General features: G+C 61.9%; 25 protein-coding genes and 2 pseudogenes. 17 read left to right on the forward strand and 10 right to left on the reverse strand.

From position 1 onward, the window contains the following. A partial coding sequence (locus tag NKH70_RS33105) for an IS1380 family transposase (RefSeq protein WP_353027260.1) occupies positions 1 to 673 on the forward strand: 673 nt, incomplete at its 5' end. Between the two features lie 693 nt (positions 674 to 1,366). On the opposite strand, the gene NKH70_RS33110 is transcribed toward NKH70_RS33105, so the two are convergent. The 8 genes from NKH70_RS33110 to panB form a co-directional block, all read right to left on the reverse strand. Further along, positions 1,367 to 1,627, reverse strand: coding sequence for a helix-turn-helix domain-containing protein (locus NKH70_RS33110; protein WP_352496595.1), 261 nt, complete (start codon positions 1,625 to 1,627; stop codon positions 1,367 to 1,369). Between the two features lie 415 nt (positions 1,628 to 2,042). Then, positions 2,043 to 3,866, reverse strand: coding sequence for a glutamine--fructose-6-phosphate transaminase (isomerizing) (gene glmS / locus NKH70_RS33115; RefSeq protein WP_353027261.1), 1,824 nt, complete (start codon positions 3,864 to 3,866; stop codon positions 2,043 to 2,045). A 799-nt stretch (positions 3,867 to 4,665) separates the two neighbouring features. After that, complete coding sequence (locus NKH70_RS33120) at positions 4,666 to 5,076, reverse strand: DNA -binding domain-containing protein (protein ID WP_084643024.1); 411 nt, start codon at positions 5,074 to 5,076, stop codon at positions 4,666 to 4,668. A 58-nt stretch (positions 5,077 to 5,134) separates the two neighbouring features. Next, entirely contained in the window at positions 5,135 to 5,509 is a 375-nt protein-coding gene (locus NKH70_RS33125) for a transcriptional regulator domain-containing protein (protein WP_352484151.1), read from the reverse strand. Positions 5,510 to 5,531: 22 nt separating this feature from the next. Next, on the reverse strand, positions 5,532 to 6,164 hold the full coding sequence (locus NKH70_RS33130; protein WP_352453545.1) for an acyl-homoserine-lactone synthase: 633 nt from the start codon (positions 6,162 to 6,164) through the stop codon (positions 5,532 to 5,534). Positions 6,165 to 6,257: 93 nt separating this feature from the next. Then, positions 6,258 to 6,983 carry a LuxR family transcriptional regulator gene (locus NKH70_RS33135; RefSeq protein ID WP_353027262.1) on the reverse strand — a complete coding sequence of 242 codons (726 nt, stop codon included), beginning with the start codon at positions 6,981 to 6,983 and terminating at the stop codon, positions 6,258 to 6,260. Positions 6,984 to 7,076: 93 nt separating this feature from the next. Next, positions 7,077 to 7,937: a pantoate--beta-alanine ligase gene (gene panC / locus NKH70_RS33140; protein ID WP_353027263.1), complete on the reverse strand. Its 861-nt coding sequence runs from the start codon at positions 7,935 to 7,937 to the stop codon at positions 7,077 to 7,079. After that, positions 7,934 to 8,794, reverse strand: coding sequence for a 3-methyl-2-oxobutanoate hydroxymethyltransferase (panB, locus tag NKH70_RS33145; RefSeq protein WP_352975251.1), 861 nt, complete (start codon positions 8,792 to 8,794; stop codon positions 7,934 to 7,936). The genes panC and panB overlap by 4 nt, the downstream gene beginning before the upstream one ends. 174 nt (positions 8,795 to 8,968) lie before the next feature. Here panB and NKH70_RS33150 point away from each other — a divergent pair, with 174 nt between their 5' ends. From NKH70_RS33150 to NKH70_RS33200, 11 genes and pseudogenes are all read left to right on the forward strand, one after another. Beyond that, positions 8,969 to 9,937 (forward strand): NUDIX hydrolase, encoded by a 969-nt coding sequence (locus NKH70_RS33150; protein ID WP_023722073.1) that lies wholly within the window; start codon positions 8,969 to 8,971, stop codon positions 9,935 to 9,937. Between the two features lie 66 nt (positions 9,938 to 10,003). Then, positions 10,004 to 10,978, forward strand: a complete 975-nt coding sequence (nadA, locus tag NKH70_RS33155) for a quinolinate synthase NadA (RefSeq protein WP_352474698.1) — start codon at positions 10,004 to 10,006, stop codon at positions 10,976 to 10,978. Then, positions 10,975 to 12,516 carry an L-aspartate oxidase gene (locus tag NKH70_RS33160; RefSeq protein WP_352474697.1) on the forward strand — a complete coding sequence of 514 codons (1,542 nt, stop codon included), beginning with the start codon at positions 10,975 to 10,977 and terminating at the stop codon, positions 12,514 to 12,516. Before nadA ends, NKH70_RS33160 begins: the two co-directional genes overlap by 4 nt. Further along, on the forward strand, positions 12,516 to 13,370 hold the full coding sequence (gene nadC / locus NKH70_RS33165) for a carboxylating nicotinate-nucleotide diphosphorylase (RefSeq protein WP_352484146.1): 855 nt from the start codon (positions 12,516 to 12,518) through the stop codon (positions 13,368 to 13,370). Before NKH70_RS33160 ends, nadC begins: the two co-directional genes overlap by 1 nt. 95 nt (positions 13,371 to 13,465) lie before the next feature. Continuing rightward, positions 13,466 to 14,464 (forward strand): biotin synthase BioB, encoded by a 999-nt coding sequence (gene bioB / locus NKH70_RS33170; RefSeq protein WP_352484180.1) that lies wholly within the window; start codon positions 13,466 to 13,468, stop codon positions 14,462 to 14,464. Beyond that, positions 14,461 to 15,600 carry an 8-amino-7-oxononanoate synthase gene (locus tag NKH70_RS33175; RefSeq protein WP_352779626.1) on the forward strand — a complete coding sequence of 380 codons (1,140 nt, stop codon included), beginning with the start codon at positions 14,461 to 14,463 and terminating at the stop codon, positions 15,598 to 15,600. Before bioB ends, NKH70_RS33175 begins: the two co-directional genes overlap by 4 nt. A gap of 11 nt (positions 15,601 to 15,611) precedes the next feature. Continuing rightward, positions 15,612 to 16,247 carry a dethiobiotin synthase gene (bioD, locus tag NKH70_RS33180; protein WP_023679599.1) on the forward strand — a complete coding sequence of 212 codons (636 nt, stop codon included), beginning with the start codon at positions 15,612 to 15,614 and terminating at the stop codon, positions 16,245 to 16,247. Beyond that, positions 16,247 to 17,512, forward strand: coding sequence for an adenosylmethionine--8-amino-7-oxononanoate transaminase (locus tag NKH70_RS33185; RefSeq protein ID WP_352503072.1), 1,266 nt, complete (start codon positions 16,247 to 16,249; stop codon positions 17,510 to 17,512). Before bioD ends, NKH70_RS33185 begins: the two co-directional genes overlap by 1 nt. Beyond that, positions 17,509 to 18,492, forward strand: a complete 984-nt coding sequence (gene bioZ / locus NKH70_RS33190) for a 3-oxopimeloyl-[acyl-carrier-protein] synthase BioZ (protein ID WP_353027264.1) — start codon at positions 17,509 to 17,511, stop codon at positions 18,490 to 18,492. The genes NKH70_RS33185 and bioZ overlap by 4 nt, the downstream gene beginning before the upstream one ends. Before the next feature lie 60 nt (positions 18,493 to 18,552). Next, a pseudogene (locus NKH70_RS33195) lies at positions 18,553 to 18,883 on the forward strand (aspartate 1-decarboxylase); the annotation flags it as partial. A gap of 71 nt (positions 18,884 to 18,954) precedes the next feature. Then, positions 18,955 to 19,120: pseudogene (locus NKH70_RS33200) on the forward strand (NrtR DNA-binding winged helix domain-containing protein); the annotation flags it as partial. Between the two features lie 362 nt (positions 19,121 to 19,482). On the opposite strand, the gene NKH70_RS33205 reads toward NKH70_RS33200, so the two are convergent. Next, a complete protein-coding gene (locus tag NKH70_RS33205; protein WP_353027270.1) occupies positions 19,483 to 19,995 on the reverse strand; it encodes a S46 family peptidase in 513 nt (170 codons plus the stop codon). A 477-nt stretch (positions 19,996 to 20,472) separates the two neighbouring features. Here NKH70_RS33205 and groES point away from each other — a divergent pair, with 477 nt between their 5' ends. Next, positions 20,473 to 20,769, forward strand: coding sequence for a co-chaperone GroES (gene groES / locus NKH70_RS33210; RefSeq protein ID WP_352458515.1), 297 nt, complete (start codon positions 20,473 to 20,475; stop codon positions 20,767 to 20,769). Positions 20,770 to 20,835: 66 nt separating this feature from the next. After that, entirely contained in the window at positions 20,836 to 22,491 is a 1,656-nt protein-coding gene (groL, locus tag NKH70_RS33215) for a chaperonin GroEL (protein ID WP_353027266.1), read from the forward strand. Between the two features lie 78 nt (positions 22,492 to 22,569). Here groL and NKH70_RS33220 read toward each other — a convergent pair whose 3' ends face one another. Further along, positions 22,570 to 22,917 (reverse strand): hypothetical protein, encoded by a 348-nt coding sequence (locus NKH70_RS33220; protein WP_353027267.1) that lies wholly within the window; start codon positions 22,915 to 22,917, stop codon positions 22,570 to 22,572. Between the two features lie 22 nt (positions 22,918 to 22,939). Here NKH70_RS33220 and NKH70_RS33225 point away from each other — a divergent pair, with 22 nt between their 5' ends. The 3 genes from NKH70_RS33225 to NKH70_RS33235 all read left to right on the forward strand — a co-directional run. Continuing rightward, positions 22,940 to 23,281, forward strand: coding sequence for an ABC transporter permease family protein (locus tag NKH70_RS33225; RefSeq protein WP_353027268.1), 342 nt, complete (start codon positions 22,940 to 22,942; stop codon positions 23,279 to 23,281). Positions 23,282 to 23,924: 643 nt separating this feature from the next. Further along, positions 23,925 to 25,007: an HPP family protein gene (locus NKH70_RS33230; RefSeq protein WP_353027269.1), complete on the forward strand. Its 1,083-nt coding sequence runs from the start codon at positions 23,925 to 23,927 to the stop codon at positions 25,005 to 25,007. 158 nt (positions 25,008 to 25,165) lie between these two features. Continuing rightward, the coding region (locus NKH70_RS33235; protein ID WP_353027271.1) for an IS5 family transposase at positions 25,166 to 25,604 on the forward strand (439 nt) is incomplete at its 3' end.

Consider the following 25,604-nt stretch of genomic DNA (forward strand, 5'->3'; position numbering starts at 1 on the left):
GAACATTCGAATCCTGCTCCGCGGCGATAGCCATTATTGCAACCCGCAGGTCATCGACTGGTGCCGCGCCAACGACGTCGACTTCCTCTTTGGCCTCGCGCCCACCACGACCCTGCGCAAGCATGTCGCGGATCTGGAGGCCAGCACGACGGCGCGCTTCGAAGCGTCGGCCAAGACAGGCAAGGTCCGCAGGTTCAAGGAGTTCGTTGACGGCGCCGCTAGTTGGAGCCGCGTCGAGCGCATCATCGCGCGGGTCGAGGTCGGCGCCCAAGGTGGCGATATCCGCTTCGTCGTCACCAACCTTGCCGGTGGGAAGGCCAAGGCGCTCTACGAGGATGTCTACTGCCGGCGCGGCGCGGCCGAGAACCACATCAAGTCGTGGAAGACGCATCTTGCCGCCGACCGCACATCCTGCACCAGAGCGACGGCCAACCAGTTCCGGCTATTCCTGCATGCCGGTGCTTACTGGTTGATGTGGGGCTTGCGGGCCGCGATGCCGAGGCGCTCGAGCTTTGCCGTCGCCCAATTCGACACGCTGCGATTGCGCCTCATCAAAATCGCTGCGCGGGTGGTCGAGATGAAATCGCAAATCCGCCTGCACCTGCCGACATCGTGCCCCGACCAGCGCATCCTGCGCATCGTCCTCGATCGCATCCCCCAACTCGCGACATAACGATGGGGGCAGACGCCCCGAAACGAACCCGTCGACCGCAACCTGCAAACCCCCGCCTGCCATCACGACGGAGCAATCCCGGCGCCTGACGAGGCGCGTGGAAAAGCACCGCAACGGCGACCACAACGTCGCTTCAGGCCGTCAAAAGCTTATCGTGTGCATCAAGGCGGCTAGAAGCGCGCCGGCAGCCTGGCGGGGGGCTTGGGGTTAGACTGCCGGCGCACGCCACTCATGAAGAGCGGCCCCTTTTTGCGGTTCCGACACCCATAGTCAACCCGGCAGCGTCTGGATGCCCGCTGTGCTCTTTTCAGAGCGGCTCGCGATGCCGGCCATGTCGGCCGATCCTGCTTAGGATGGGGGGCCACTCTCGTCGGCCGAGTTGATGCTCCAGCCAGTATCACCTTGCCGACCAGCATGGGTTCGCCGTTAGCAATCCATCCTCGCGAGCCAATGCTATCGTGCACGTGTCGCAGCACTCCGGGCGGCTATATCGCCTAAGACAGCATGACGAAGCGTTCCAACTTCCTGTTCGGCGAGCCCGCGTGCAGTTCCTGACTCGGACAGTGGACGAGAATTCTCTTGGCGGTACTGCGCCAGAAGGCATTCGCGTACAACGGAATCAAGCGACGACTATCAGCCGCAAACGTCACATCACAAGAGCGGTCTTCCACCCATTGCAGATTATCCGACTGATCAGGCGGCGTCCGATATGTCCGACTCTGCCTCAAGAATTCCCACAGGTATGGACAGCGATCTCGCTATCCGATTCCGATAGCCCTTATTGTACTTTAGACCCCGCTCGATGTTTTGGATTTCCTGAGCGGCAAGCCCGCACGCGACCGCGAGGTCCTCGATTGAATACCCAAGGTGCTCACGATAAGCGCGGATGATGTGGGTCCCCTGCGACATAGCCGTCAAGACTGGCTCGGGAATGCGCGAATCCTTCATAAACATCTCCAAGAAGATGGGAGCGCCTGACAAATCGGGAGATTTCCTCCCCGACCCTGGCGCACACCCAGCAAATCAAAAAAATGGACGTCCATTCGGCCGGACCGGCCTCATCCATGGAATGGGCCACTTGAAATTGGCAGCCGGGTCGGAATATGGCGGCTCACCTGCTTTTGATCAAGTTCTAAGAACCTGCCCGCCATGAGATGGCCTGATCGGCTGTAGCGCATTCGACCTGCGATCCTACACGACTCATTCTCCCCGATGGCTTTCTTGAACAGCAACTCGAACTCTCACTGACGCCTCCAGTGGCTATTCGCGGCACCGTCCACCCAGCCTCGCGGACGCTGATACCTTCGACCAATTTCCACCGCCGATGCAGCGAAAATGGACAAGCATCGCCACCTATAAAGGTTCACAATCACTCGACCGTGACCGATTTTGCGAGATTGCGCGGCTGGTCTACGTCTGTGCCCATGAAGAGCGCCGTGTGGTAGGCAAGAAGCTGTATCGGCAGCGAGAAGATCATGGGCGCGATAATCTCGTCGACAGCCGGCAACACGAGCGTGTGCATGGTGTTGAGTTTCGATGCGGCTGCCCCTTTTTCATCGGTGATGAGGATAATCCGCCCTCCACGGGCAGCCACTTCCTGCATGTTGGAGACGGTCTTGTCGAAAAAGCGATCATGGGGCGCGATGACGATCACTGGCATGTTGTCGTCGATCAATGCGATCGGACCGTGCTTCAATTCACCCGCCGCATAGCCCTCGGCATGGATGTAGGAAATCTCCTTGAGCTTCAGCGCACCTTCCATGGCTAGCGGGAAACTAGTGCCACGGCCGAGATACAGGACGTCACGACACTTTGACAGTTCGCGCGACAGGAACTCGATCTCCGGCTGGATGCTGTTGAGTACCTGGCCCATGACGCGCGGCACTTCGGCGAGGCTCCTGACGAGCGCCTGCAGCTCGTCTTCGGTTACGGTCCCGCGGGCTCTGGCGGCGCCGATGGCGAGTGCGGCTAGAACCGCAAGCTGGCAGGTAAACGCCTTGGTGGAGGCGACGCCAATCTCCGGTCCGGCAAGGATCGGGAAGACCGCATCGGCCTCCCGAGCGATGGTCGATTCGCAGGCATTGACGATAGCGCCAATTTTCAGCCCACGCTCCTTGCAGTACCTCAACGATGCGAGCGTATCGGCGGTTTCGCCGGACTGCGAAATGAAAAGAGCCGCCGACTGCGGCGACAACGGGATCTCGCGGTAACGGAATTCGGACGCAACGTCGATTTCAACCGTCAGGCGCGCATAGCGCTCGAACCAGTATTTTCCGATCAGTCCGGCGAGATAGGCGGTCCCGCAGGCCGAGATCGCCAGGCTCGGGATCCTGGCGAAATCGATGCCAGAAACCATGTCGGCGCGATTCTCTATGATGTTGCTATAGTGACGGAGAGCATGGGCGATGACTTCGGGCTGCTCGTAGATTTCCTTCTCCATGAAGTGGCGATGGTTGCCCTTGTTGGCCAGATCGGCCGCGGCCGTGGAGGTATGGCGCGGACGCTCGACGGGATGGCCGTCGAAATCGAAGATATGGGCGCCCGAATTGCCGACAATGGCCCAGTCGCCCTCGATGAGATGGGTAATTTCATTGGTGAAGGGAGCAAGCGCGATCGCGTCGGAGCCCAGGAACATCTCGCCGTCGCCGTGACCGATCGCCAGCGGTGGTCCGTTGCGCGCCGCCATGATGGTCGACGGATCATCTTCGAAGAGGACGGCAAGCGCATAGGCGCCCCTGACGCGTTTCAGCATGGCACGCATCGCCTCTTGCCGCCTCATGCCCTCCCGGCGGTGTCTTGCCAAGAGATGCGCGATGACCTCGGTGTCGGTGTCGGTCTGGAACTCGGCGCCAGCCGCCGCCAATTCGTCCTTCAGCTCGGTGAAATTCTCGATGATCCCGTTATGGACGACGGCGACACCGTCGGTAAAGTGCGGGTGCGCATTGCGTTCCGTCGAGGCCCCATGGGTTGCCCAACGCGTGTGGCCGATGCCGATGTTGCCGCTCAGCGGCTCTTCCTTCAGTCTCCTCTCGAGATTGACGAGCTTGCCCTCGGCGCGCCGGCGGTGCAAGGCACCTTCGGTGATCGTCGCAACGCCGGCGGAATCATAGCCGCGATATTCCAAACGCTTCAATGCGTCGACCAACCGATCCGACACCGGCTGTTGCCCAACGATGCCAACAATCCCGCACATGTTCGTCTTCCCATTCTTGCCGGCAGCTTCAGCCCACGCGAGACGGATACCCATCCGGCCGCTTTCATTGGGAATCTTGTAGTAGTATTCGGTAATATTGGTACAATTGATTGTAGGGATAACTATCATCCACCCCATGGATGAGCCCCTGATCTAAACTTCTCGTTGCGCCTGACGCCCTCATGACCGAACGCAAGCCCACACCCCGCGGCACGAAGGAACAATCGGCCATGCGCGACCATCCCGGCTACGCACCTGACACGAAGCGCCGCCGCTCGTGATCACGCGGTGATCGGCATGATCACAAGCACTGTAGTTAGGCAGCATCAGCGACGCATGATCGGCATCATCATCATCGGCAGCGTCGGCGCCGTCGGCATGATTCACGTGTTCGTCACGTTGATCATAATCATCGTCGCCGCCGATCAAGTTTAATGCCTGCCGCTGTTGACGCGGCTTTCGCCGGTAGAGTTTAGCCCGCGATGGCCTGTCAATACGCTGTTGGTCGGCATGGCCGAAACCGAGAGTCAGGCGGCACAGGCCACAGAGCACGTTCAGCGACCGTTTCAGTCAGCGCCGGCTTTGTCGGGGTTCGTAACGTCATCAGGATTCTCGGGGCATGAATGCACTATCACGAAAACGTTGGTTCTCAGTGCTTCGTCCGTATTACTCAAACCCGATTCCCGCTGCGGAAGAACTAGGCGCGTGTCACGTCTTGTACAAGGCACAATAGCAGTGAGAAATGGAGATTGATGCCTGCGCGTTTTCGAATAAGACAATCACCAAGCTGTCACCCGAATTACATCAGGAACTGTCTATAGCCGCCGCCCATCAGGTAGCGGCCACGTTGGATGGCGCGACGCACCTGATCGCGAAGATGGCTACCTGGATGAGACCAATCTTCTTCGACACGGCGTCTCCCGAACAGGGCAATGGCGATCTCCTGATGAGATGCTCCCGCAAGCGAGCCATCCAAAGCCTGGAGCACGATACGCAGACGCGCTCCGCGGGGTTCCGGCGGAAAGCAAGCAGCTGCCAGGCGGCCGCAACCATTGATGTCGTTCAGGAACTGAAGGGCAGCGACATGGAACTTCAGGTGCTGCGGCTGCACGATCGCGTCGACATATAGCCGCAACGGGCGGAGAACGGATGCACCGGAAAGGGCGATCTGCAGACTCCGGCAGTCCTCCCTCAGCAGCACGTGCTGCACGCCGGCAGGTGTCAGCAGGATGTCCTTGCAGCATGAGAGCGAAGGGAGATCAAGCGGTTCAAAATCGTGGTCGAGCCCAACCGGCTCCGCGGCCGCTCGTAGAATACGGGCGCAGTCGCGCGGATCCCAAAAGACCCTTGCCGACGTAGCGTCCGACTGTGGCGCGTCCGCGAAAAAGGAGGCTCCATTGTCTTAGGAAAGATGATCCTGTCGTCAACTCGATTATCTTCATGTCGGCCTGAGCTCCGACAATGCAGGCGGACGGTGCCATTTTGGCGTGGTCGCGCTGGAATTGTGGATTGCGCCGAAGAAACTCCCAGGCCCAGGCAGTGCGTGGCAATCGTCTGGCGTAGTGGTAAGCTTCGTGACGACGCCAGTCCGGCCAGCATACAAGACCGACCGTCGCTTCCTTGGGCAGACCAGCATCCTTCACGGCTCAGGTGTCCACAATGGCGCTATGCCGACGGGCCTAGAACCGGTTGCCACAGTACCGGTCCGCTCAGACGTCCCCTGCTGCGGATGCGCAAAAGGCTCGCGCGGGAAATCTCGAGAAACCCGGCCACCGCCTCCGTTTTGCCGACGGACTTGGGTTGTCCGATGCGCGACAATGGCCACGTCGCGAGGCGAAGGATCCGTTCCATGCGCGTGTCCGTCACCGTTACTATCCGGGTCAGATCCTTGGCCAAGCCGAACTCGATCATGCCCGCGAAGAGCTCGTAGGTTGCCTGGGCCAGTCCGCCCGCTGCCTTGGGCGCCGACGGAGGAAGATCGAGCGCGAAACGACTGCTCTCCCATATGTCGGCAGTCGAGGGCACGACGTCAGCACCCAGCAGCACCGGGAACGTGTCGCGCAACATTGTGGGTCCGGTGCTGGGCAAAAGACGCACGCAACCGCGAATTCGCCAGTCGGATCCCTTGAGGAGCAGATAGACAGGCTTCAGACCATCAAACGGGTCTGTTTCCATCTGGTCTTCGGTATCAACTTCCCAATCGAGCCTTTCCTTGAACACCCGAAACCTGAGCCCGTGCATCTCTTTGAGCTCGCTTGCGAACTCGTCGTAAAGGTCTGGTGTTATCAGCTGCATCATGGTCGCCTCCGTGCGGGATGTGTTCCCGCCATCGAAGGGCAAAGCCGGCAGCGATGCAGCCTGTAGAGGTTTACAGCTATCGTGGCCGACCAATCAGGATCTCGCCTGGCCGGAGGCAGCCAGTCGTGCAACGGCCTGGTTGATCGTCCGAACGCCAAGCTTTGCCTTGGCGTTTTCCAGATGAAAGGTCACGGTGCGCTTTGAGACGCCGAGAAGCTGGCTGATAACCCAAGCCGACTTGCCGCGCGCCGCCCATTTCAGGCACTCGAACTCCCGCGGGGTGAGCGTTACACCATCCACCACGCGATCGTCGGCGAGCCTGCGCCGGACATGGATATGAAAGTTAATGGCCACCAGCTGCAATGCTTTTTCGTAACGTGTCAGTGACCGCAACAGAGGCGGCCGGGACTCGTCGGAAGCAAAGGTCAGGGCAGCAAACCGGCCGCGATGATCATGCATGGATATCGTCAGGCCGCCGCGGATGCCAAACTCAGCCGCACTCTCCAGAATTTGTTGCTGCGAATTCGGCAGACAGTGCCGACCGCGATCCACACCCCAGTCGAAGGTATCCCAGCCTTGCAGCCCGCGCAGGATGACCGGATCAAGACTGTGGTACCGCTGTTGCAGATAACGTGATGTCCAGGATGAAGGATAGTTTGAGATCAATTGCGGGGCGTCGCCCGAGGCCGACGGGTAAGTGAAATAGGCGAATAGCGGAAAATCGAAGCCGGCTGCAGCGGATGCCATTGCCTCACGGAGATCGGCAGCATCAACACTTGCAGACAGTTGCTCGACGAAGTTCTCAAACACGCGATGCATTTGCGCTTTGCGTAACCTCCGTGATCGCTCGATGCCAGGCAGAGACCTTGTTTTAAACGATTCCGGACGGATACAGCGCGTGCCGAGAACCCGTTAATCTGTTGAAACCCGTGATATTCTGACGTTGTCTATGAGCCGTATGCCGCCGAGCCAGGCCGCGACAAGCAAGCGTGCAGGTCGGTCAAGGCTTGTCATGGGTCGCAGATCTGCCTCGTCGCGAAGTTCCAGGTATTCGACCTCGCGATAGCCCGCAGCCAGAATTGCTGCGCGCGCTTCGGCAAGCGTTGGCAGGACGGGCGAGCCGCGGGCAAGCCGCTCAGCCGTCTCGAGCAAGACCGATGATAGCTCGGGGGCAACAGCACGCTCTGCTGGCGAGAGCCGGACATTGCGCGATGATAGTGCAAGACCGTCGGCTTCGCGGACTGTCGGACAAGGAACAATGGTGATTGGAATATCCAGGTCCCGGGCCATACGCCTGACTAGCTGAAGCTGCTGAAAGTCCTTTTCGCCAAAGAAGCCGAAGTCAGCGCTGGTCTGCAGGAAGAGCTTGGCGACGACGGTCGCCACGCCATCGAAATGTCCCGGCCGGAAGGCACCGCACAGGCCCTCGCTGACACCGGACACCGAAACGGTCGTGGCGAAGGCCGCCGGATACATCTCCTCTGCGTCCGGCGCATAAAGCAGGTGCGCGCCAAGCGGTGCCAGCTTGGCGGCATCCTCGTCCTCGGTGCTCGGATACGCGGCGAGATCGGCCTGGCTGTTGAATTGCTTCGGGTTGACAAAGAGCGTCACGATCACCCGGTCGGCCTTCTCGAGTGCCGCGCGCACCAGGCTGAGATGGCCCTCATGCAGGACGCCCATCGTTGGCACCACGGCAATCCTCACGCCCTCGCGGCGCCATGCGGCGACGATTTGGCGAAGCTGGGCAACGCTCCTGACAATCGGCACGCTCACGCTGCTTCTCCGCTCTTGGCCGCGTCCGCGTCGGCGGGCTTGGGCGCATCGGCAAACACGTGCTCGGCGGCCGGAAACTGGCGCTCCTTCACTTCCCGCGCATAGGCCGCGATCGCAGCCGCAGCGGCCTCCCCCAGTTCAGCATAGCGCTTGACGAATTTGGGCCGGAAGTCGCCGAAGAGGCCCAGCATGTCGTCGACGACGAGAATCTGGCCGTCACAGGCTGCCGAGGCACCGATGCCAATGGTCGGGGTCGCCACCTCCCCGGTGATCCGGCGGGCGAGCGCCTCGGGAACCTTCTCCAGCACGACCGCAAAGGCGCCCGCTTCGCTCACCGCAAGCGCGTCGCGCCTGATGCGTTCGGCATCCCCGCCTCTGCCCTGCACGCGGTAGCCACCGATGGTGTTGATCGCCTGCGGCGTCAAGCCGACATGGGCCATGACCGGCACGCCGCGCGCGGCGAGGAAGCCGATCGTCTCTGCCATCGTTTCGCCGCCTTCGAGCTTGACGGCCGCGCAGCCGGTTTCGGCCATGACGCGCGCGGCATTGCGGAAAGCCTGCTCGGGGCTTTCCTCGAAGGAACCGAATGGCAGGTCGACGACCATCAGCGCCTGCTCGAGGCCACGGCGCACGGCCTGGCCGTGCGTGATCATCATCTCCAGCGTCACACCGAGCGTCGAGGGCAGGCCGTGGAGAACCATGCCGACGCTGTCGCCGACCAGCACCACATCGCAATGGGGATCGACAAGCCGGGCGACTGGCGTCGTGTAGGCGGTAAGGCAGACGAGCGGCGTCCCACCTTTGCGCGAACGAATATCCGGCAGTGTGATCGCCTTGGTGTCACCAAACGCACTCAATGGACCCTCCTTCCCCAACGTTACCAAACCGCGGGTGTCGCGTTTGCCACATTTTTGTGCAAGTGCGAAGAGCTAAAAATGGCCGTGCAGCTGTGCGGTGTTGACGTGCGGACAGGCGCGCTTACACTTAAATCGATTCAGCCGCCCCCGAGCTGGCCAACCACTTTCGCGAACATGGACGATCAGGCAAAAGGACCCAGGAAAGACAGAGCCGCCGTCAAGGCCGACGAAGTCAAAGTGGACCTGATCGCCTTTGTCGTCGCCGTAAACGACAGTGAACCCTGTGTCCTCACCATCGGCCAGGCGGACACCCTTCCCTCCGGACCATTTGCGCTTGAGCACCGATCGCTGCAATCCGGTTTGAGGGGGTGGGTCGAGCAGCAGACCGGCCATCCGCTGGGGTATATTGAGCAACTCTACACCTTCGCGGATCGGGATCGCATCGGCGCCGAGCGCCAGCAGCGCGTCATCTCCATCAGCTATCTCGCATTGACCCGCAAGGAACAGGCAGCTGGCTCGCCCAAGTGCGGCTGGCAGAGCTGGTATGAATATTTTCCATGGGAGGACCACCGCTCCGGCACGCCTCCGGTCGTGCTGGACGTTCTGCGACCGCGCCTGATTGAATGGGCAGACGGCGTCAGCGACGCGGCCACGCGACGTGAACGCTGGCAGCGGGCGACGATAGCCTTCGGCTTCGACGACCGCCTTTGGAACGAGGAACTCACGCTTCAACGCTATGAGTTAGTCTACGAAGCAGGCCTGGTCCAAGAGGCCGGAAGCGGACGGGACGCGACGCTGCCTCCGCTGGTGCCCAGCAAGTCTATGGTCGCCGATCATCGCCGCATCGTGGCGACCGGCATTGCGCGGCTGCGCTCCAAGATCAAATACCGGCCGGTCGTCTTTGAGCTGATGCCGCCGGTCTTCACGCTTTTGCAGCTGCAGCGAACCGTGGAGGCGCTTGCCGGCAGGCTCGTGCGTAAGCCGAACTTTCGCCGGCTGATCGAGCAGCAGGAGCTGGTCGAAGAGACCGGAGAGGCAACCGCGGAGACCGGCGGCCGGCCAGCGAAGCTTTACCGGTTCCGCCACGCCGTTCTCGACGAGAGGGTCATCGCCGGGACAAAATTGCCGCTGGCGCGGGGTTGACATCGCTTATACTCACAGCAAGTATATGCTGGTTATTTTCAACTAGAGTATAAGCTGGAGGGGTCGATGAGCGCCATGCTGCCTGCGACCGCGTTTCTCTACGAGCGCGTCCGACGAGTGATCCCGCCGATCGAATGGCCGGCTTTCGTCGAGGATATCGAGGCGATCCTTGCACTGAAACGCGAGCGCAACGCCATCATCCTGGCGCACAACTATCAGACCCCCGAGATCTTCCATTGCGTGGCCGACATCGTCGGCGACAGCTTGGCACTGGCCCGCACGGCTGCGACGATCGAGGCGCAAGTCATCGTGCTGGCCGGCGTACATTTCATGGCCGAAACGGCCAAGCTGCTCAATCCGCAAAAGACGGTGCTCATTCCCGACCTGCGGGCAGGCTGTTCGTTGGCGGAATCGATCACGGCAGAAGACGTGCGCTTGATGCGCCAGCGTTATCCCGGCGTGCCGATCATCACTTATGTCAACACGTCGGCCGAAGTGAAAGCCGAGTCGGATATCTGCTGTACATCCGGCAACGCCAAGGCGGTCGTCCAATCCCTTGGCGTTCCCCAGGTGATCATGTTGCCGGACGAATATCTGGCCCAGAATATCGCCGCCCAGACCGATGTGCAGATCATCGCCTGGAAAGGGCATTGCGAGGTGCATGAGCGCTTTACACCGGCCGACATCCGCGAGTTGCGCGAAAGCCATTCCGGCGTGATCGTGCTCGCGCATCCCGAATGCCCGCCCGACGTCGTGGCTGAAGCAGATTTTTCCGGCTCGACCGCTGCCATGTCCGACTATGTCGAAAGGCAAAGGCCGGCACGTGTCGTGCTGATGACGGAATGTTCGATGAGCGACAACGTCGCGTTAGCGCACCCAGAGGTCGAGTTCATCCGGCCCTGCAATTTGTGCCCGCACATGAAGCGTATCACGCTTGCCAACATCCGCATGGCGCTCGAGCAGAACCACCATATCGTAACCATCGAACCCGGGATCGCCGGGCGCGCGCGGCTTGCGGTCGAACGGATGCTGGCAATTTGAGCGCCGATGTCCGCAGCTTCTTCGGGCGGCCCATCATCATCGGCGGCGGCATCGCCGGACTGATGACCGCGCTTCAACTGGCGCCGGAGCCGGTGCTGCTTCTGTCCAGGACGCTGCTGGGAGCTGACAATTCGAGCACGTGGGCACAGGGTGGTCTGGCTGCAAGTTTCGGCGAAGACGACGATCCGGCACTGCACCTGGCCGATACGCTTGCCGCCGGGGATGGTCTCTGCGACAGAGACGTGGCGAGCCGCATCCTCCAAGCCGCGCCCAAGGCGATAGAGGGGCTTGCGGGCTTTGGGGTTCCCTTCGACCGTACGCCGAAAGGATCACTGTGCCTCGGATTGGAGGCCGCACACAGCCGACGTCGCATCGTTCATGCGCATGGTGACGGCACCGGGCGTGAGATCATGCGTGCCCTGATCGCGGCTGTGCGTTCCACTCCCTCGATTGTTGTCGTGGAGGGCGTGGAAGCGCGCCGGCTGGCGGTGCGAGAGAATGCGATCCGAGGCGTCTGGGCGAGCGGTTCGATAGGACCTGTCTTCTTCGGCTCACGGCGGGTCGTCCTCGCCACCGGTGGGATCGGGGGACTGTTTCTCGACACCACGAATCCTTCGGGCAGTTGTGGACAGGGCCTGGCGCTTGCGGCCCGCGCTGGAGCTGTCCTTGCCGACCTCGAGTTCATCCAGTTCCACCCGACCGCGCTTGACGGCCCGGAACGCCCTATGGTGCTGCTCAGCGAGGCCGTCCGCGGCGAAGGTGCTGCCCTGATCGACGAAACCGGCCAAGCTTTTCTCCAGAGCGTGCCAGGGGCGGAACTCGCGCCTCGTGATGTCTTGGCGCGCGCCGTCTGGAACCATCTTGCCAACGGCCACCGTGTTTTTCTCGACGCGCGGCAACGGCCTGGCCCGGAATTTGCTCGACACTTCCCGACAATCGCATCAGCCTGTCGTGGAGCGGGCATCAATCCCGCGCGCGATCTCATCCCCATTCGTCCGGCCCAACACTATCACATGGGTGGCGTTGCCGTGGACGGCTCCGGTAGGACGTCCGTCAAGGGGCTGTGGGCCTGCGGCGAAGTCGCTTCGACAGGACTGCATGGCGCCAACAGGCTCGCCAGCAATTCCTTGACCGAGGCCGTCGTGTGCGCGCGCTGGGTCGCTGAAAGTGTCGCCGGAACGCCTGCTCGCAGAACAAGGCCTGCGGTTGCCGACGTTTACCCATCGCCCGCTCCGATACCCGTGCGTGTTTTCCTGTCGCGTGCACTGGGCATCGTCCGGGATGGTGAAGGTCTGAAAGCAGCCGCACGTGCCTTATTGCCGCTCGCCGAAAGCCAGGACGCGGCCTCGGATGCGGCGGCTGTCGGGCTAATGATCGCGGTTGCCGCCTTGTTGCGCCAAGAAAGCCGCGGCGCTCATTACCGGACAGATTTTCCTCATCATGCGACTGTCGCCCGACGGTCCGAAATCACCCTCGAAGCCGCCTTGGCCGCTGCGCGGGAACTCGGAAACTCGCCAAGCCTCGAAGGGGCAAAGTGATGACGCTCTCACCGCTTCCCACGGTCATGCTTGAGCCGCTTGTAAGGGCAGCTCTTCTTGAAGACCTTGGCAGAGCCGGCGACTTGACCACGGAGGCCATCGTGCCGAAGGCACACCAAGCGGGAACCGTGCTGGCGGCGCGCCAGTCCGGAGTTGTCGCCGGCCTCGATCTGGCGATGCTCGCTTTCCGCTTGATTGATCCTGATGTCGAAATCTCGGTGGAGCGGGCAGACGGCTGCAATGTCATGGATGGAGAGGTCATTGCAACGGTGAGTGGTCCGGCCCGGGCCATTCTCACAGCCGAACGGACGGCGCTCAATTTTCTCTGTCATCTGAGCGGCATCGCTACAGCAACGGCATCGATCGTCGCTGCGGTTCGTGGATATGGCGCGAAGATCGTCTGCACGCGCAAGACGACGCCCGGATTGCGGGCAGTCGAAAAATATGCCGTGCGCGCAGGTGGCGGATCCAATCACCGCTTCGGCCTCGACGACGCAATTCTGATCAAGGACAACCACATCGCCATCGCAGGCGGCGTTCGCCCGGCGCTCGAGCGAGCACGAAGACGGGCCGGTCATCTCGTCAAGATCGAAGTCGAGGTCGATACGCTGGCCCAGTTGGAGGAGGTACTTGGCTTCGCTCCCGATGCGGTTCTGCTCGACAACATGTCCCTCGCCGATCTTCGCCGCGCCGTCGCAATCGTTGGCGGCCGTGCTATCACCGAGGCTTCTGGCGGGATCGCATCCGATACAGCGCGAGCGATTGCCGCGACCGGCGTTGATCTGATTTCAGTCGGCCGACTGACCCACAGCGCGCCGATCCTGGATATCGGCCTCGACTATTGGGGCCCATGATTGCCTGAGGGACGAACAGGATCGAATCAACTGTCCTTTCCGATCGTCATCAATCAGACAGCAAAGCAAGGCAGAACCGGAGGAACAGCATGGACATGCAAACAGCCAGTCCAACGCAGACATCGCCACAGGCTCAATCCCCTGACCCTGGAGCGTGGACCCTGGAGAAGGCTCGGGCACTTCACGATGCCCCCTTCAACAATCTCCTCTTCCTCGCGCAAACCGTGCACCGCCAGAATTTCGATCCAAACAAGGTCCAGCTCAGCCGGCTGCTCAGCATCAAGACGGGCGGATGCCCGGAGGATTGCGGCTATTGCAGCCAGTCGGCGCAGCACGAGACCGGCCTGAAGGCGTCGAAGCTGATGGAGGTCCGGCACGTCGTCGCCGAAGCGAAGAAAGCGCGTGACGCCGGCGCCACCCGCTATTGCATGGGCGCGGCCTGGCGAAACCCCAAGGCGCGCGACATGGATGCGGTGGTGGCGATGGTCGAAGGCGTCAAGGCGCTGGGCATGGAGACCTGCATGACGCTCGGCATGCTCGATCTTGAGCAAGCCGCTCGACTGAAGCAGGCTGGTCTCGACTTTTACAACCACAACATCGATACATCGGAACGCTACTATAGCGAGATCATCAGCACGCGCAGCTTTGCCGAGCGGCTCGAGACGCTCGAGCACGTTCGCCAATCCGGCATCAAGGTCTGCTGCGGCGGCATTGTCGGCATGGGCGAGGAGCCGGTGGACCGGATCGGCATGCTGGTGACGCTGGCCAACCTGCCGGAACATCCGCAAAGCGTTCCGATCAACATGCTGATCCCGATCCCCGGCACCCCGCTTGCCGAAGCCAAGCCGATCGAGCCGATCGAATTCGTGCGCGTAATCGCGCTGGCGCGCATCATGATGCCGAAATCGCATATCCGTCTTTCCGCCGGCCGTACGGCCATGACCGACGAGATGCAGGCGCTGTGCTTTTTTGCCGGCGCCAACTCGATCTTCGTCGGCGACACGCTGCTGACGGCGGACAATCCCGGTGAGGACAAGGATACCCTGCTGTTCCGGCGCCTTGGCATCGAGCCGATGGAACTCGAGGCGCAATGAACGGGGCACCGCTTGCCCGCTATGAGGCGACCTTGCAGGGACTGGCGCGCAAGGACCGGCTGCGGACGCTGAAGCCGTGCGCCGGGCGCGACTTCTCGTCGAACGACTATCTCGGGCTTGCCGCCTCCAAAAGACTTGGCGAAGCGGTTGCGGCGGCGATTGCGCGTGGCACGCCGGTTGGCGCCACCGGGTCGCGGCTGTTGCGCGGCAATGCGCCGGAACACGAGCAGCTCGAGGCAGACGCGGCGGCATTCTTTGGAGCCGACCGCGCGCTGTTCTTCGGCAGCGGCTACATCGCCAACTTCGCTCTGCTGACTGCGCTGCCGCAGAAGGGCGACCTTTTGGTCCTCGATGAGCTCGCCCATGCCAGCATGCATGAGGGGGCACAGGCCGGACGTGCCGAGTTCAAGCTGGCCGCGCACAACGACGTCGATGCTGTCGAGGACGCGATCAAGCGTTGGCGCGCCGAAGGCGGCATGGGATGCGTCTGGATTGCGGTGGAAAGCCTATACAGCATGGATGGCGACTGCGCGCCTTTGGAGAGCCTGGCCGCGCTTGCCGATCGGCACAACGCATTCATCGTCATTGACGAGGCGCACGCGACCGGCGTCTGGGGACCGGACGGCCGGGGACTGGCCGCCGCTTTCGAGGGCCGCGACAACATCGTCGCGCTCCACACCTGCGGCAAGGCGCTCGGCGCATCTGGTGGGCTCGTGACCGGGCCGAGGACACTGTGCGAGTATCTGATCAACCGTTGCCGGCCATTCATCTACGCCACCGCGCCCTCGCCGCTCATGGCGGTCGCGGCGCGCGAAGCGCTCGCAATGCTCGCCGACGAGCCTAGGCGGCGTTTTCAGCTGCATGAACGCGTCGCCCTCGCAGGCCGCCAATTGGTCGATCGCTGCGGCGTGATACCAAGTGGCTCTCAGATCCAGCCCTTGGTGATCGGCGATGTCAGGCGCACCATGGCAGTGGCGGCGCGCCTGCAGGCCCGCGGCTTCGACATACGCGGCATTCGTCCGCCGACCGTGCCCGAGGGCACGTCGCGCCTGCGCATTTCGCTGACGCTCAATATCGGCGAAGCCGACATTTCCGCCATGGTCGAGGCGCTCGTCGAGGTGTTGGCCCAGACATGACCGGAGGCGACATGACCAAGCGCATCGTCATCACCGGAACAGACACCGGAATTGGCAAGACGGTGTTTTCGGCCGGGCTTGCCGGCCTGCTTGACGGTTTCTACTGGAAGCCGGTGCAATCGGGCCTCGACGGCGAGACCGACAGCGAGGCGGTTGCGCGACTTGCCGGGCTGCCGTCGGGGCGCGTGCTGCCGGAAGCCTACCGCTTGAAGAGCCCGCTTTCGCCGCATCGTTCGGCCGAAATCGACGACGTTTCGATCGAGGCTGCCGATCTTTCGTTTCCGGTCCTGCCGACACCGCTCGTCATCGAAGGCGCCGGCGGGCTGATGGTGCCGCTGAACCGCCGGACAAGGTTCATCGACATATTCGAGCAATGGCAGTTGCCGGTCATTCTGTGCGCCCGCACCGCGCTCGGAACAATCAATCACACCCTGCTGTCGATCGAGGCCCTGCGGGCGCGCGCTATCCCGCTGGCTGGCATCGCCTTCATCGGCGATGAGATGACCGATACGCAACGGACGATCGTGGAATTCGGCGACGTGCCGCAACTCGGCAGGCTGCCGCACCTCGATCCGCTGACGGACAAAACGCTGAGACAAGCGATGATTGCCGGCTTCGACCTCGCTTTGATTGCCGGAGGCGAGTGATGTCGCATTCCCGTGTGTGGCATCCCTTCACCCAGCACGCGCTCGAGCCTTCGACCCCTAAAATCCTGCTGACTGAAGGGGCCTATCTCCACAAGGCCGACGGAGCGCGCATTCTGGACGCCATTTCCTCCTGGTGGGTCGTCACCCATGGCCACCGCCATCCCCGCATCATGAAGGCCATCGAGACGACCGCGTCGAGCCTCGATCAGATCATCTTTGCGGGCTTCACCCACGAGCCGGCCGAACGGCTGGCCAGGGCGCTTGTCGACCTCGCACCCGCCGGCCTCGACCGGGTGTTCTATTCCGACAGCGGCTCGACCGCCGTCGAAGTCGCGCTGAAGATGGCGCTCGGCTATTTCCGCAACATCGGCGCGCCGCGCTCGCGCATCGTCGTCATGGAGCACAGCTATCATGGCGACACGATCGGCACGATGAGCGTCGGTGCCCGCGGTGTGTTCAACGCCGCCTACGAACCCTTGCTGTTCGAGGTCGACACCATTCCCTTCCCTGCCGCCGGGCGCGAACAGGAAACGCTAGATCGTTTCGAGGCCCTCAGCCGCGACCAGCGCGCCGCTGCGCTGATCGTCGAGCCGCTGGTGCTTGGCGCCGGCGGCATGCTGATGTATCCGGCATCGGTTCTGTCCGAATTGAAGAGGATCACTGAGGCCTCGGGCACGCTGCTGATCGCCGACGAGGTGATGACCGGGTGGGGGCGTACCGGAACCATGTTCGCCTGCGAGCAGGCGAACATCTCTCCGGACATGCTGTGCACCTCGAAGGGCCTGACCGGTGGCGCAATCCCGCTGGCCGCCACACTCGCCACCGATGCCATCTTCCAGGCTCACTATTCCGAGGACCGGAAGAAGACGTTTTTCCACTCGAGTTCCTACACGGCCAATCCGATTGCCTGCGCGGCAGCACTCGCCAATGTCGAGATCTGGCGTGACGAGCCGGTGGCCGAGCGGATCGCCACCCTGAGCGCGAGGCAGGCCGCCGGGTTTCGACGCTTTCGCGACAATGCCAACTTCACCGACAGCCGCGCGATCGGCACGATCCTGGCTCTCGACCTGCGCGCCGGCTCTGCCGGCTATCTGGCCGAGATCGGACCTAAGCTGCGGGCCTTTTTCCTCGAGCTCGGCCTGCTTGTGCGCCCGCTCGGCAATGTCCTTTATCTCATGCCTCCCTATTGCGTCACCGGCGACGAGCTCGATCGGCTCCATGACGCGATCGAGGAGGCCGGCGAACGCTTCGGTTCGAGCCCATGAGCAGGTTGTCGCGCCTTCTCGGGTTTGGCCATCATGCGCCTGGCCGAAAGGTGACGAATGCCGAAATCGAGAACAATCTCGGCCTGGAACCGGGCTGGATCGAGCGGCGTACTGGAATCCGGTCGCGCTTCTGGGCAACGGACGAAGACACGCTGTCTGGTCTTGCTGCCCAGGCCGGCGCCATGGCGCTGGCCAGCGCCGGCATTTCGCGCCACGACATCGGTCTGCTGCTGCTTGCCACCTCGACGCCCGATCACCTCCTGCCGCCCAGCGCGCCCCTGGTCGCACATCGGCTGGGGCTTGGCCGCGCCGGCGCTGTCGATCTGACCGGCGCCTGCGCCGGCTTCATCTATGCGCTGATGTTTGCGGACGGATTTACCCGCCTGCACGGCAAAGCGAGCCTTGTTATCGCCGCCAATATCCTCAGCCGGCGCATCAATCCCTCTGAGCGCGCCAGCGCCGTGCTGTTTGCCGATGCCGCCGGCGCCCTCGTGATCGGTCCGTGCGAGGATACTGATCGGGGGATTCTCGGTGCCTCCGTGGATTCGGACGGCTCGCGATACGGGCTGATCCAGATTCCCGCAGGAGGAAGCAACAAGCCGTTCCACGGTGACCTCGACCTCGCGCAAACCCGAATGACGATGACCGACGGCCGCGAAGTGTTCGCAAAGGCCGTCGAGATGATGACCGATTGCTCGATAAGCGCGCTAGCCGCTGCCGGAGTGCGACCACAGGATGTCGACCGGTTCGTGCCGCATCAGGCCAATGCTCGCATTTTCGATGCTGTCGGGAGTAACCTCGGCATAGCGGATCAAGCAATTGTCAAGACGATTGCCGAATACGGCAACTCTTCGGCCGCGACGATCCCGCTCTCACTGTCGCTCGCCAATCAAGCGGAGCCGTTTCGGCCGGGCGAGAAAATACTCCTGGCGGCGGCAGGTGCGGGACTCAGCGGCGGGGCGCTCGTCGTCGGGATTTAGCCCAGCGAAGCTGCTCAACATCAGGACTGGCTCTGTGAGATGAATAGGACAACGGGACCAATGCGAAAAATAGTCGCCGGCAAGCTGCACGCATCCACGTCACCGAAGCAAACCTCAACTGCCACGGTTCGATAACGCTCGACCGTGACTACTGCGAAGAAGCCGGGATCCTTGCCAATGGATTCGTGGAGACATGGAGCAGGACTTCCGGCGCGCGCATCTCGACCTATGTCATCCTCGGCGAGCGCGGCTCTCGATGCTGCATCCTCAACGGCGCGGCCGCCCGGACCTGCCAGCCAGACGACCAGATCATTGTCTGCAACTCCATCCATCTGGACGAAGCGCACATTCCTCTCTGAAGCCGCGGATCGTTACGTTCGTCATCAACAATGTCGTCGGCTTCTCGCCGATGGCAATGCGCTGACGCGGACGGCGTTGACGATTACATAGGCAGGGGCGCTTCAGCAGAACTTTCGCCGGTTGGATGGAGCAGCAGGAACTGGTGGAGGAGACCGACGAAAGTGCTTTTGATACCGGCGGCCGGCCGGCGAAGCTTTATCGCTTCCGCCACCATGTCCTCGACGAAACGGCGGTCGCCCGGACAAAATTGCCGCTGGCGCGGGCTTGACATCCTTTATACTCAACGTAGAAATATACCCTTATAATCAATTCGATTATAACGAGAAATTCTTCGGACCGTCCGAACCCACGGTCTCGCTCGGGGGGAACTGTGGGTAAGAAACAACGCATCGTCCTGCTGGCAGCTGTTTTGGTATCTGCCTTTGGCTTTTGTTTGCTGATCCTGATCCTGCAGATGGTCAGTTTTTTGGTTGACTAGGCACGCGCAAGCGGGATGGATCGCACAGAGACACGCGGAAGTTTTTTCGCCAGCGAAACCCAGTCGCGCCAGCAGGGTGGGCGCCACGTCCAGTGCCACCGACCATGCGAGATGCCGATTGTTGGCGCGTCTGTCAGTTCGCGCGGCCATATTCATTCTGGTGCCGATCTGTTGCCTTTCCTGCTTTTCCCATGCGTTTTAGGCCGAGCCATTTGTGAAGCGGGCGGTCGATGGATCTGCGCCTGGCGATTGCCTGCCGTTGCCTGGTTGATCTGGGCGGCATAATCCGAGAGCGAACGCTGCAACCGCGGTTCGAATTGCGCGAAGTTGAACCGGACTTCATCCGCCGTCAGGAACTGGTGGGTTGCGCCGGGAAAGCCGGCGACCATCACAAAGTCGCCTTCCTTGACGCCTTCACAGGCTATGGGTAGCCAACTCTTCGGCCGGTAAGGCACATTGTCGCGCGCATATGGCCGGGAGGAACCATCAGGAGCGACATAGGCGCGACAAAAGCCGAAGTCGCCTGTGTGGCGCGGCCACATCCAATTGTCCGTTTCGCCGCCGAAGTTACCGATGCCGAGCGCGGGCGCATAGACAAGGCGCACGTCCTCGATTTCGTTCGTCCGCCGACGTAGCCGTGACCGTCCAGAGCAAGGCGATGGCAGTTGCTTTGGCCAAACATTTCAAATTCGAGTTCATGCTGACTGTCCCTCTCATCTTGCTTCCTGTTCTCCGCAGATTGGATTGGTGACCATCGGGTGGCCGGAGTCCTGGCGCCCGCGCGGCGGCCAACACCGTAAAGACCGAGTGGACCCGTTAACCGCAAGAGTCCTGATGGCGCTCACCTCTCATATTTGTCGCGCGCAACGTTTGCGGATCATCCGCTGCACCTATCGTGCCAAATGAATAAAGCCTTCAATTACAAATGGTGAGCCGCCTCATCCATGTCCGATCTCCGACGTCGTTCACGTAAAAGGCTCGGTGCTTCCACGCTCTTTTGCTCTTCGCCCGTCCCTCTTCCGTCTTGACTAGCAGGAGCCTACGGCCTATCTCACTGCCGCGTTAGCACTCGCTTCTGGTGAGTGCTAACCACGCTCCGGCAACGGAGAACCGTTCAACATCCGCACCAGGGAAATCCAAAAATGGCAAAGTCGAATTTCCGGCCGCTGCATGACCGCGTGGTCGTTCGCCGCGTCGAGTCCGAAGCGAAGACCGCCGGCGGGATCATCATCCCCGATACGGCTAAGGAAAAGCCGCAGGAAGGCGAGATCATCGCCGTCGGTTCCGGCGCCCGTGACGAGGTCGGCAAGCTCGTCCCGCTGGACGTCAAGGCCGGCGACCGCATCCTGTTCGGCAAGTGGTCGGGCACCGAAGTCAAGCTCAACGGCGAAGACCTTCTGATCATGAAGGAAGCGGACATCATGGGCGTCATCGGCTGACACGGCCGCCGCCTTTCATCCGCACCATCCAATCTGAATTTCGGGCGAAATGCCCAGGAGTAACAAATGGCTGCCAAAGACGTAAAATTCTCCCGTGACGCTCGTGAGCGCATGCTGCGCGGCGTCAACATCCTCGCCGACGCGGTGAAGGTCACGCTCGGCCCCAAAGGCCGCAACGTCGTCATCGACAAGTCGTTCGGCGCACCGCGCATCACCAAGGACGGCGTCACCGTCGCCAAGGAAATCGAGCTTGAGGACAAGTTCGAAAACATGGGCGCGCAGATGGTCCGCGAAGTTGCTTCGAAGACCAACGACATCGCCGGCGACGGCACTACGACCGCGACCGTTCTGGCACAGTCGATCGTCCAGGAAGGCCACAAGTCGGTTGCCGCCGGCATGAACCCGATGGACCTCAAGCGCGGCATCGACCTCGCCGTCGCCGACGTCGTCGCGACGCTGATCAAGAACGCCAAGAAGATCAAGACCTCGGAAGAGGTTGCCCAGGTCGGCACCATCGCCGGCAATGGCGACGTTTCGGTCGGCTCGATGATCGCGGAAGCGATGCAGAAGGTCGGCAATGAGGGCGTCATCACCGTCGAGGAAGCCAAGACCGCCGAGACCGAGCTCGAAGTCGTCGAAGGCATGCAGTTCGACCGCGGTTATCTCTCGCCCTACTTCGTCACCAACGCCGAGAAGATGGTTGCGGATCTGGAAGACGCCTACATTCTTCTCCACGAGAAGAAGCTCTCCAACCTGCAGGCCATGCTGCCGATCCTCGAGGCTGTCGTGCAGACCTCGAAGCCGCTGGTCATCATTTCGGAAGACGTCGAGGGCGAGGCCCTGGCCACGCTCGTCGTCAACAAGCTGCGTGGCGGCCTGAAGATCGCCGCCGTCAAGGCGCCTGGCTTCGGTGATCGTCGCAAGGCCATGCTGGAAGACATCGCTATCCTCACCGGTGGCCAGGTCATCTCCGAAGACCTCGGCATCAAGCTCGAGAATGTCGGCCTGAACATGCTCGGCCGCGCCAAGAAGGTGTCGATCTCCAAGGAGAACACCACCATCGTCGACGGCGCCGGCAAGAAGGAAGAAATCCAGGGCCGCGTCGCCCAGATCAAGCAGCAGATCGAGGAGACCACCTCGGACTACGACAAGGAGAAGCTGCAGGAACGTCTCGCCAAGCTGGCGGGCGGCGTTGCCGTCATCCGCGTCGGCGGTGCGACCGAAGTGGAAGTCAAGGAAAAGAAGGACCGCGTCGATGACGCCCTCAACGCGACCCGTGCCGCCGTCGAAGAAGGCATCGTTCCCGGCGGCGGCGTCGCCCTGCTGCGCGCTTCGCTGGCCATCACCGTCACCGGCGCTAACTCCGACCAGGCCGCCGGCATCGCAATCGTGCGTCGCGCGCTGCAGGCTCCGGCCCGCCAGATCGCGGCCAACGCCGGTGCGGAAGCATCGATCGTTGCCGGCAAGATCCTTGAGAACAAGGGCGCGACCTTCGGCTTCAACGCCCAGACCGGCGAATATGGCGACATGATCGCCATGGGTATCGTCGATCCGGTCAAGGTTGTGCGCACGGCTCTGCAGGACGCGGCCTCGGTCGCCGGCCTGCTGGTCACCACCGAAGCTATGATCGCCGAGGCTCCGAAGAAGGAGTCGGCTGGCGGCGGCATGCCGGCTGGTATGCCCGGCGGTGGCATGGGCGGCATGGGCGGTATGGATTTCTAATCCAGCCCCTATCAACCTACAGCGGAAAGGGCGGCAGCAATGCCGCCCTTTTTTGTGTGCCGAGCATGATCGACAGCTTTAGACGTGCAAGTCCTCTACCCAGCCTGATGGCGGCGAAGCGCAACGGCGTCGTCGTGAGACGGGGTCTGGCCGTGTCCTTTCGTTCAACCGCTGGTCGAAACTCACGATGATCGTGCTGCCTTCCGCCGTGCCGTCGATCTTGACCGGGCTGCGAGAAGGCCTTGCCAACGCTGGCAGACCCTGGTTGCGGTAGAACTCATCGCATCGTTCGAAGGTCTCCGATGCCTGATGGCCTATGATTGTCAGCTCTTTCAATTGGAACTCGTTCTTTCGGCCATGATCGTGGTCGGCCTGACCGGATTGGTGATCCACGGCCTGCTCACGCTTGCCTAAAACCATCTGCAACGCTGGCGTCCGGAGACCCACGATGAGCCGGATCACGATTGCAGGTCGGGTTAGGCTGTCGCACGTCGCTTCCATCGCACCGCCGCCCTTCCACTTCATCGGCCGACATCTGCGGCCGCTTGCGGTGCCGATGGCGCTGCTCGCGATTTGGGAGTTGCTCGCCCATGCCGGCGCTGCTGACCCACGTTTTCTACCGCGGCTGGGAGAGGTGGCGGCCCGCGGCATGGCAGAGTTCAGCCGAGGTGGCCTCGGCTCCAATCTTCTGGCGAGCCTGGAACGTGACCTGATCGGTTTCGTGTGTGGCAGTGTGGCGGAATCGCGCTTGGTCCGGCGATCGGATTTTCCCGCCTTATCGAACGCCTGAGAGGCTCGTGGTCGCGGTTGTGTTACCGCTATTACGTGACCTGATCACGTTGACGATGCCAGCACCTTCATTGGCCACTTTCTGGACCATGTACGTCACATCAGGCTCCCCCGCCCGATCGACACGAGCCGGCTCTGTAACCACGCCGCCGTCATATAGCGGTTCCACGACGGCACTGGCGGCAGTCGTCTTCTCAGCGGCTACTGGTGGACGTTTCAGCAGCCAACGAATCCGATGGTGGCAAGGACAGGCAGACCAAGCACCGCGTAGAAGCCGTACTCCGCTGGAGTTCGCCTCGGAAGTGGAGCGACAAGGGCCTGATTTGTCTTGCCATGCCGACATTGTCAGCACGCTTTTCGAAGCCTCTGAATTCCTTAGTGTCCATCCCAGCTCGACCTCCGACCATCCCCGTTTCCGGCTGCCCGCGGCACGACAGCCCTTGGCCTCTAGCTGCGCTCGAGCGGATCAGCGTGCCGTCCGCCTCCTCTGGCTGATCAAAATGTCTGCACCCATTTGGCAATGGCCGTTTCGCGCAAAAGTATTCCCCCGTGAGCCGGCTTTCCGAATTGGCTTAACTTCCAAATCTGTGGCTTTGCCTGCATTGCGGAGCGCGGAGTTCCGACCACTCGCCCAAGGGTATGCCATGGCGTTTCGTCTCTTTGTTCCGATCCTTGCCGGTGCAACGCTGCGCGAGCGGCTGCTCGCCTGCATCGGGGCCATGATCGGCATCGCATTGACTGGCGTGATCAGTGCGCTGGCGAACGGGTCTGGCCCACATGTCGCACTGCTGGTTGCTCCAATGGGAGCATCGGCCGTGCTGCTCTTTGCCGTGCCTTCAAGCCCGCTGGCGCAACCTTGGTCGATTATCGGTGGCAATACGATTTCGGCGCTGGTCGGGGTGACCGTGGCGCATTTCGTGCATGAACCCGTTCTTGCTACCGGCATTGCGGTGGCGCTGGCCATCGCCGCCATGTCGTTCACGCGCTGCCTGCATCCGCCGGGTGGCGCCGCCGCCTTAACTGCGGTGTTCGGCGGACCGGCCGTCCTCAGCTCGGGCTTGCTGTTTCCCTTCGTTCCGGTAGCGCTGAACTCGATCGTGCTGGTCACACTCGGCTACGGCATCCATAAACTGTCGTGGCGCAACTATCCGCATGTGGCGGCCCCCGCCCTTAAAAGCGCGCATGGAACCATCGATCCGCCCGCGCGGGAGCGGGTCGGCTTCCAGCCCGAGGATATCGATGCCGCGCTCGGCGCGCTGGAGGAAACCTTCGATATCGACCGCAACGATCTTGAGCGGCTGCTACGGCAGGTCGAGTTGCAGGCGATGGTGCGCTCCCACCGGACCCTGCTGTGCGAGGACATCATGTCGCGCGATGTGATTTCGGTCGATGAACATGCGCCTGCCGACCAGGCGCGTCATTTGCTGCTCGATCACAACATCCGGACGCTGCCGGTGACCGACGCCGAGGGCGGGCTGGTCGGTGTAGTTGGCCTGCGCGAGCTGACGAAGGCGACCGACACGGTGAGGGCTGTGATGTCGAAGGCTAGCACCGCCTCTCCCGATACGCCGGCGATGAGCCTGCTGCCGGTGCTCACCGACGGCCGCAGCCATGCCGTGGTCATCGTCGATACCGAGCGACGCATTATTGGGCTGATCACCCAGACCGACCTGCTGGCATCGGCAGCGCGCGTGCACATGGCCGACACAACGCTGGCAGCGGCATAAAATAGTGATCCGGACTTGCTCAATCCGGGAACCCGATGGGGCGCCAATAGGATAGCGATATCAAGTGCGGCCTTCCGCCTTAGTGTCCGTTCCAAAAAGAGTTGAGTGATCAGCAGGTTGTGATTCTGTCGGATTTGCGAGATTCGATGGAGATCACGATGGCCTGGACTGAAATCACCTGTGCGCATTATGAGCGGCGTTGCGCCCGCTACGCAAGCGATCTGACCGATGCAGAGTGGGTGCTGATTGCGCCAATGATGCCGTCGGCGAGCCGCATCGGCCGGCCGCGCAAGACAGACCTGCGCGAGGTCGTGAACGCCCTTCTTTACCTCGCCTCGTCGGGCGGCGCGTGGCGATTGCTGCCGAAAGACTTCCCACCCTTTTCAACGGTGCAGAAGTACTTCTATCGCTGGCGTGAGGCGGGCTTGTTGCGGACCATCAGCAACAGCCTCGTCATGGCGGCGCGCGAGGCTGAGGGTCGGGAAGCGAGCCCGACGGCGGGCGTGATCGACAGCCAATCGGTCAAGACCACGGAAAGCGGCGGAATTCGTGGCTTCGACGCGGGAAAGAAGATCAACGGGCGCAAGCGTCACATCG

It is taken from the genome of Mesorhizobium sp. M0991, assembly GCF_040318915.1.
In the GTDB taxonomy this organism is placed as follows: Bacteria; Pseudomonadota; Alphaproteobacteria; order Rhizobiales; family Rhizobiaceae; genus Mesorhizobium.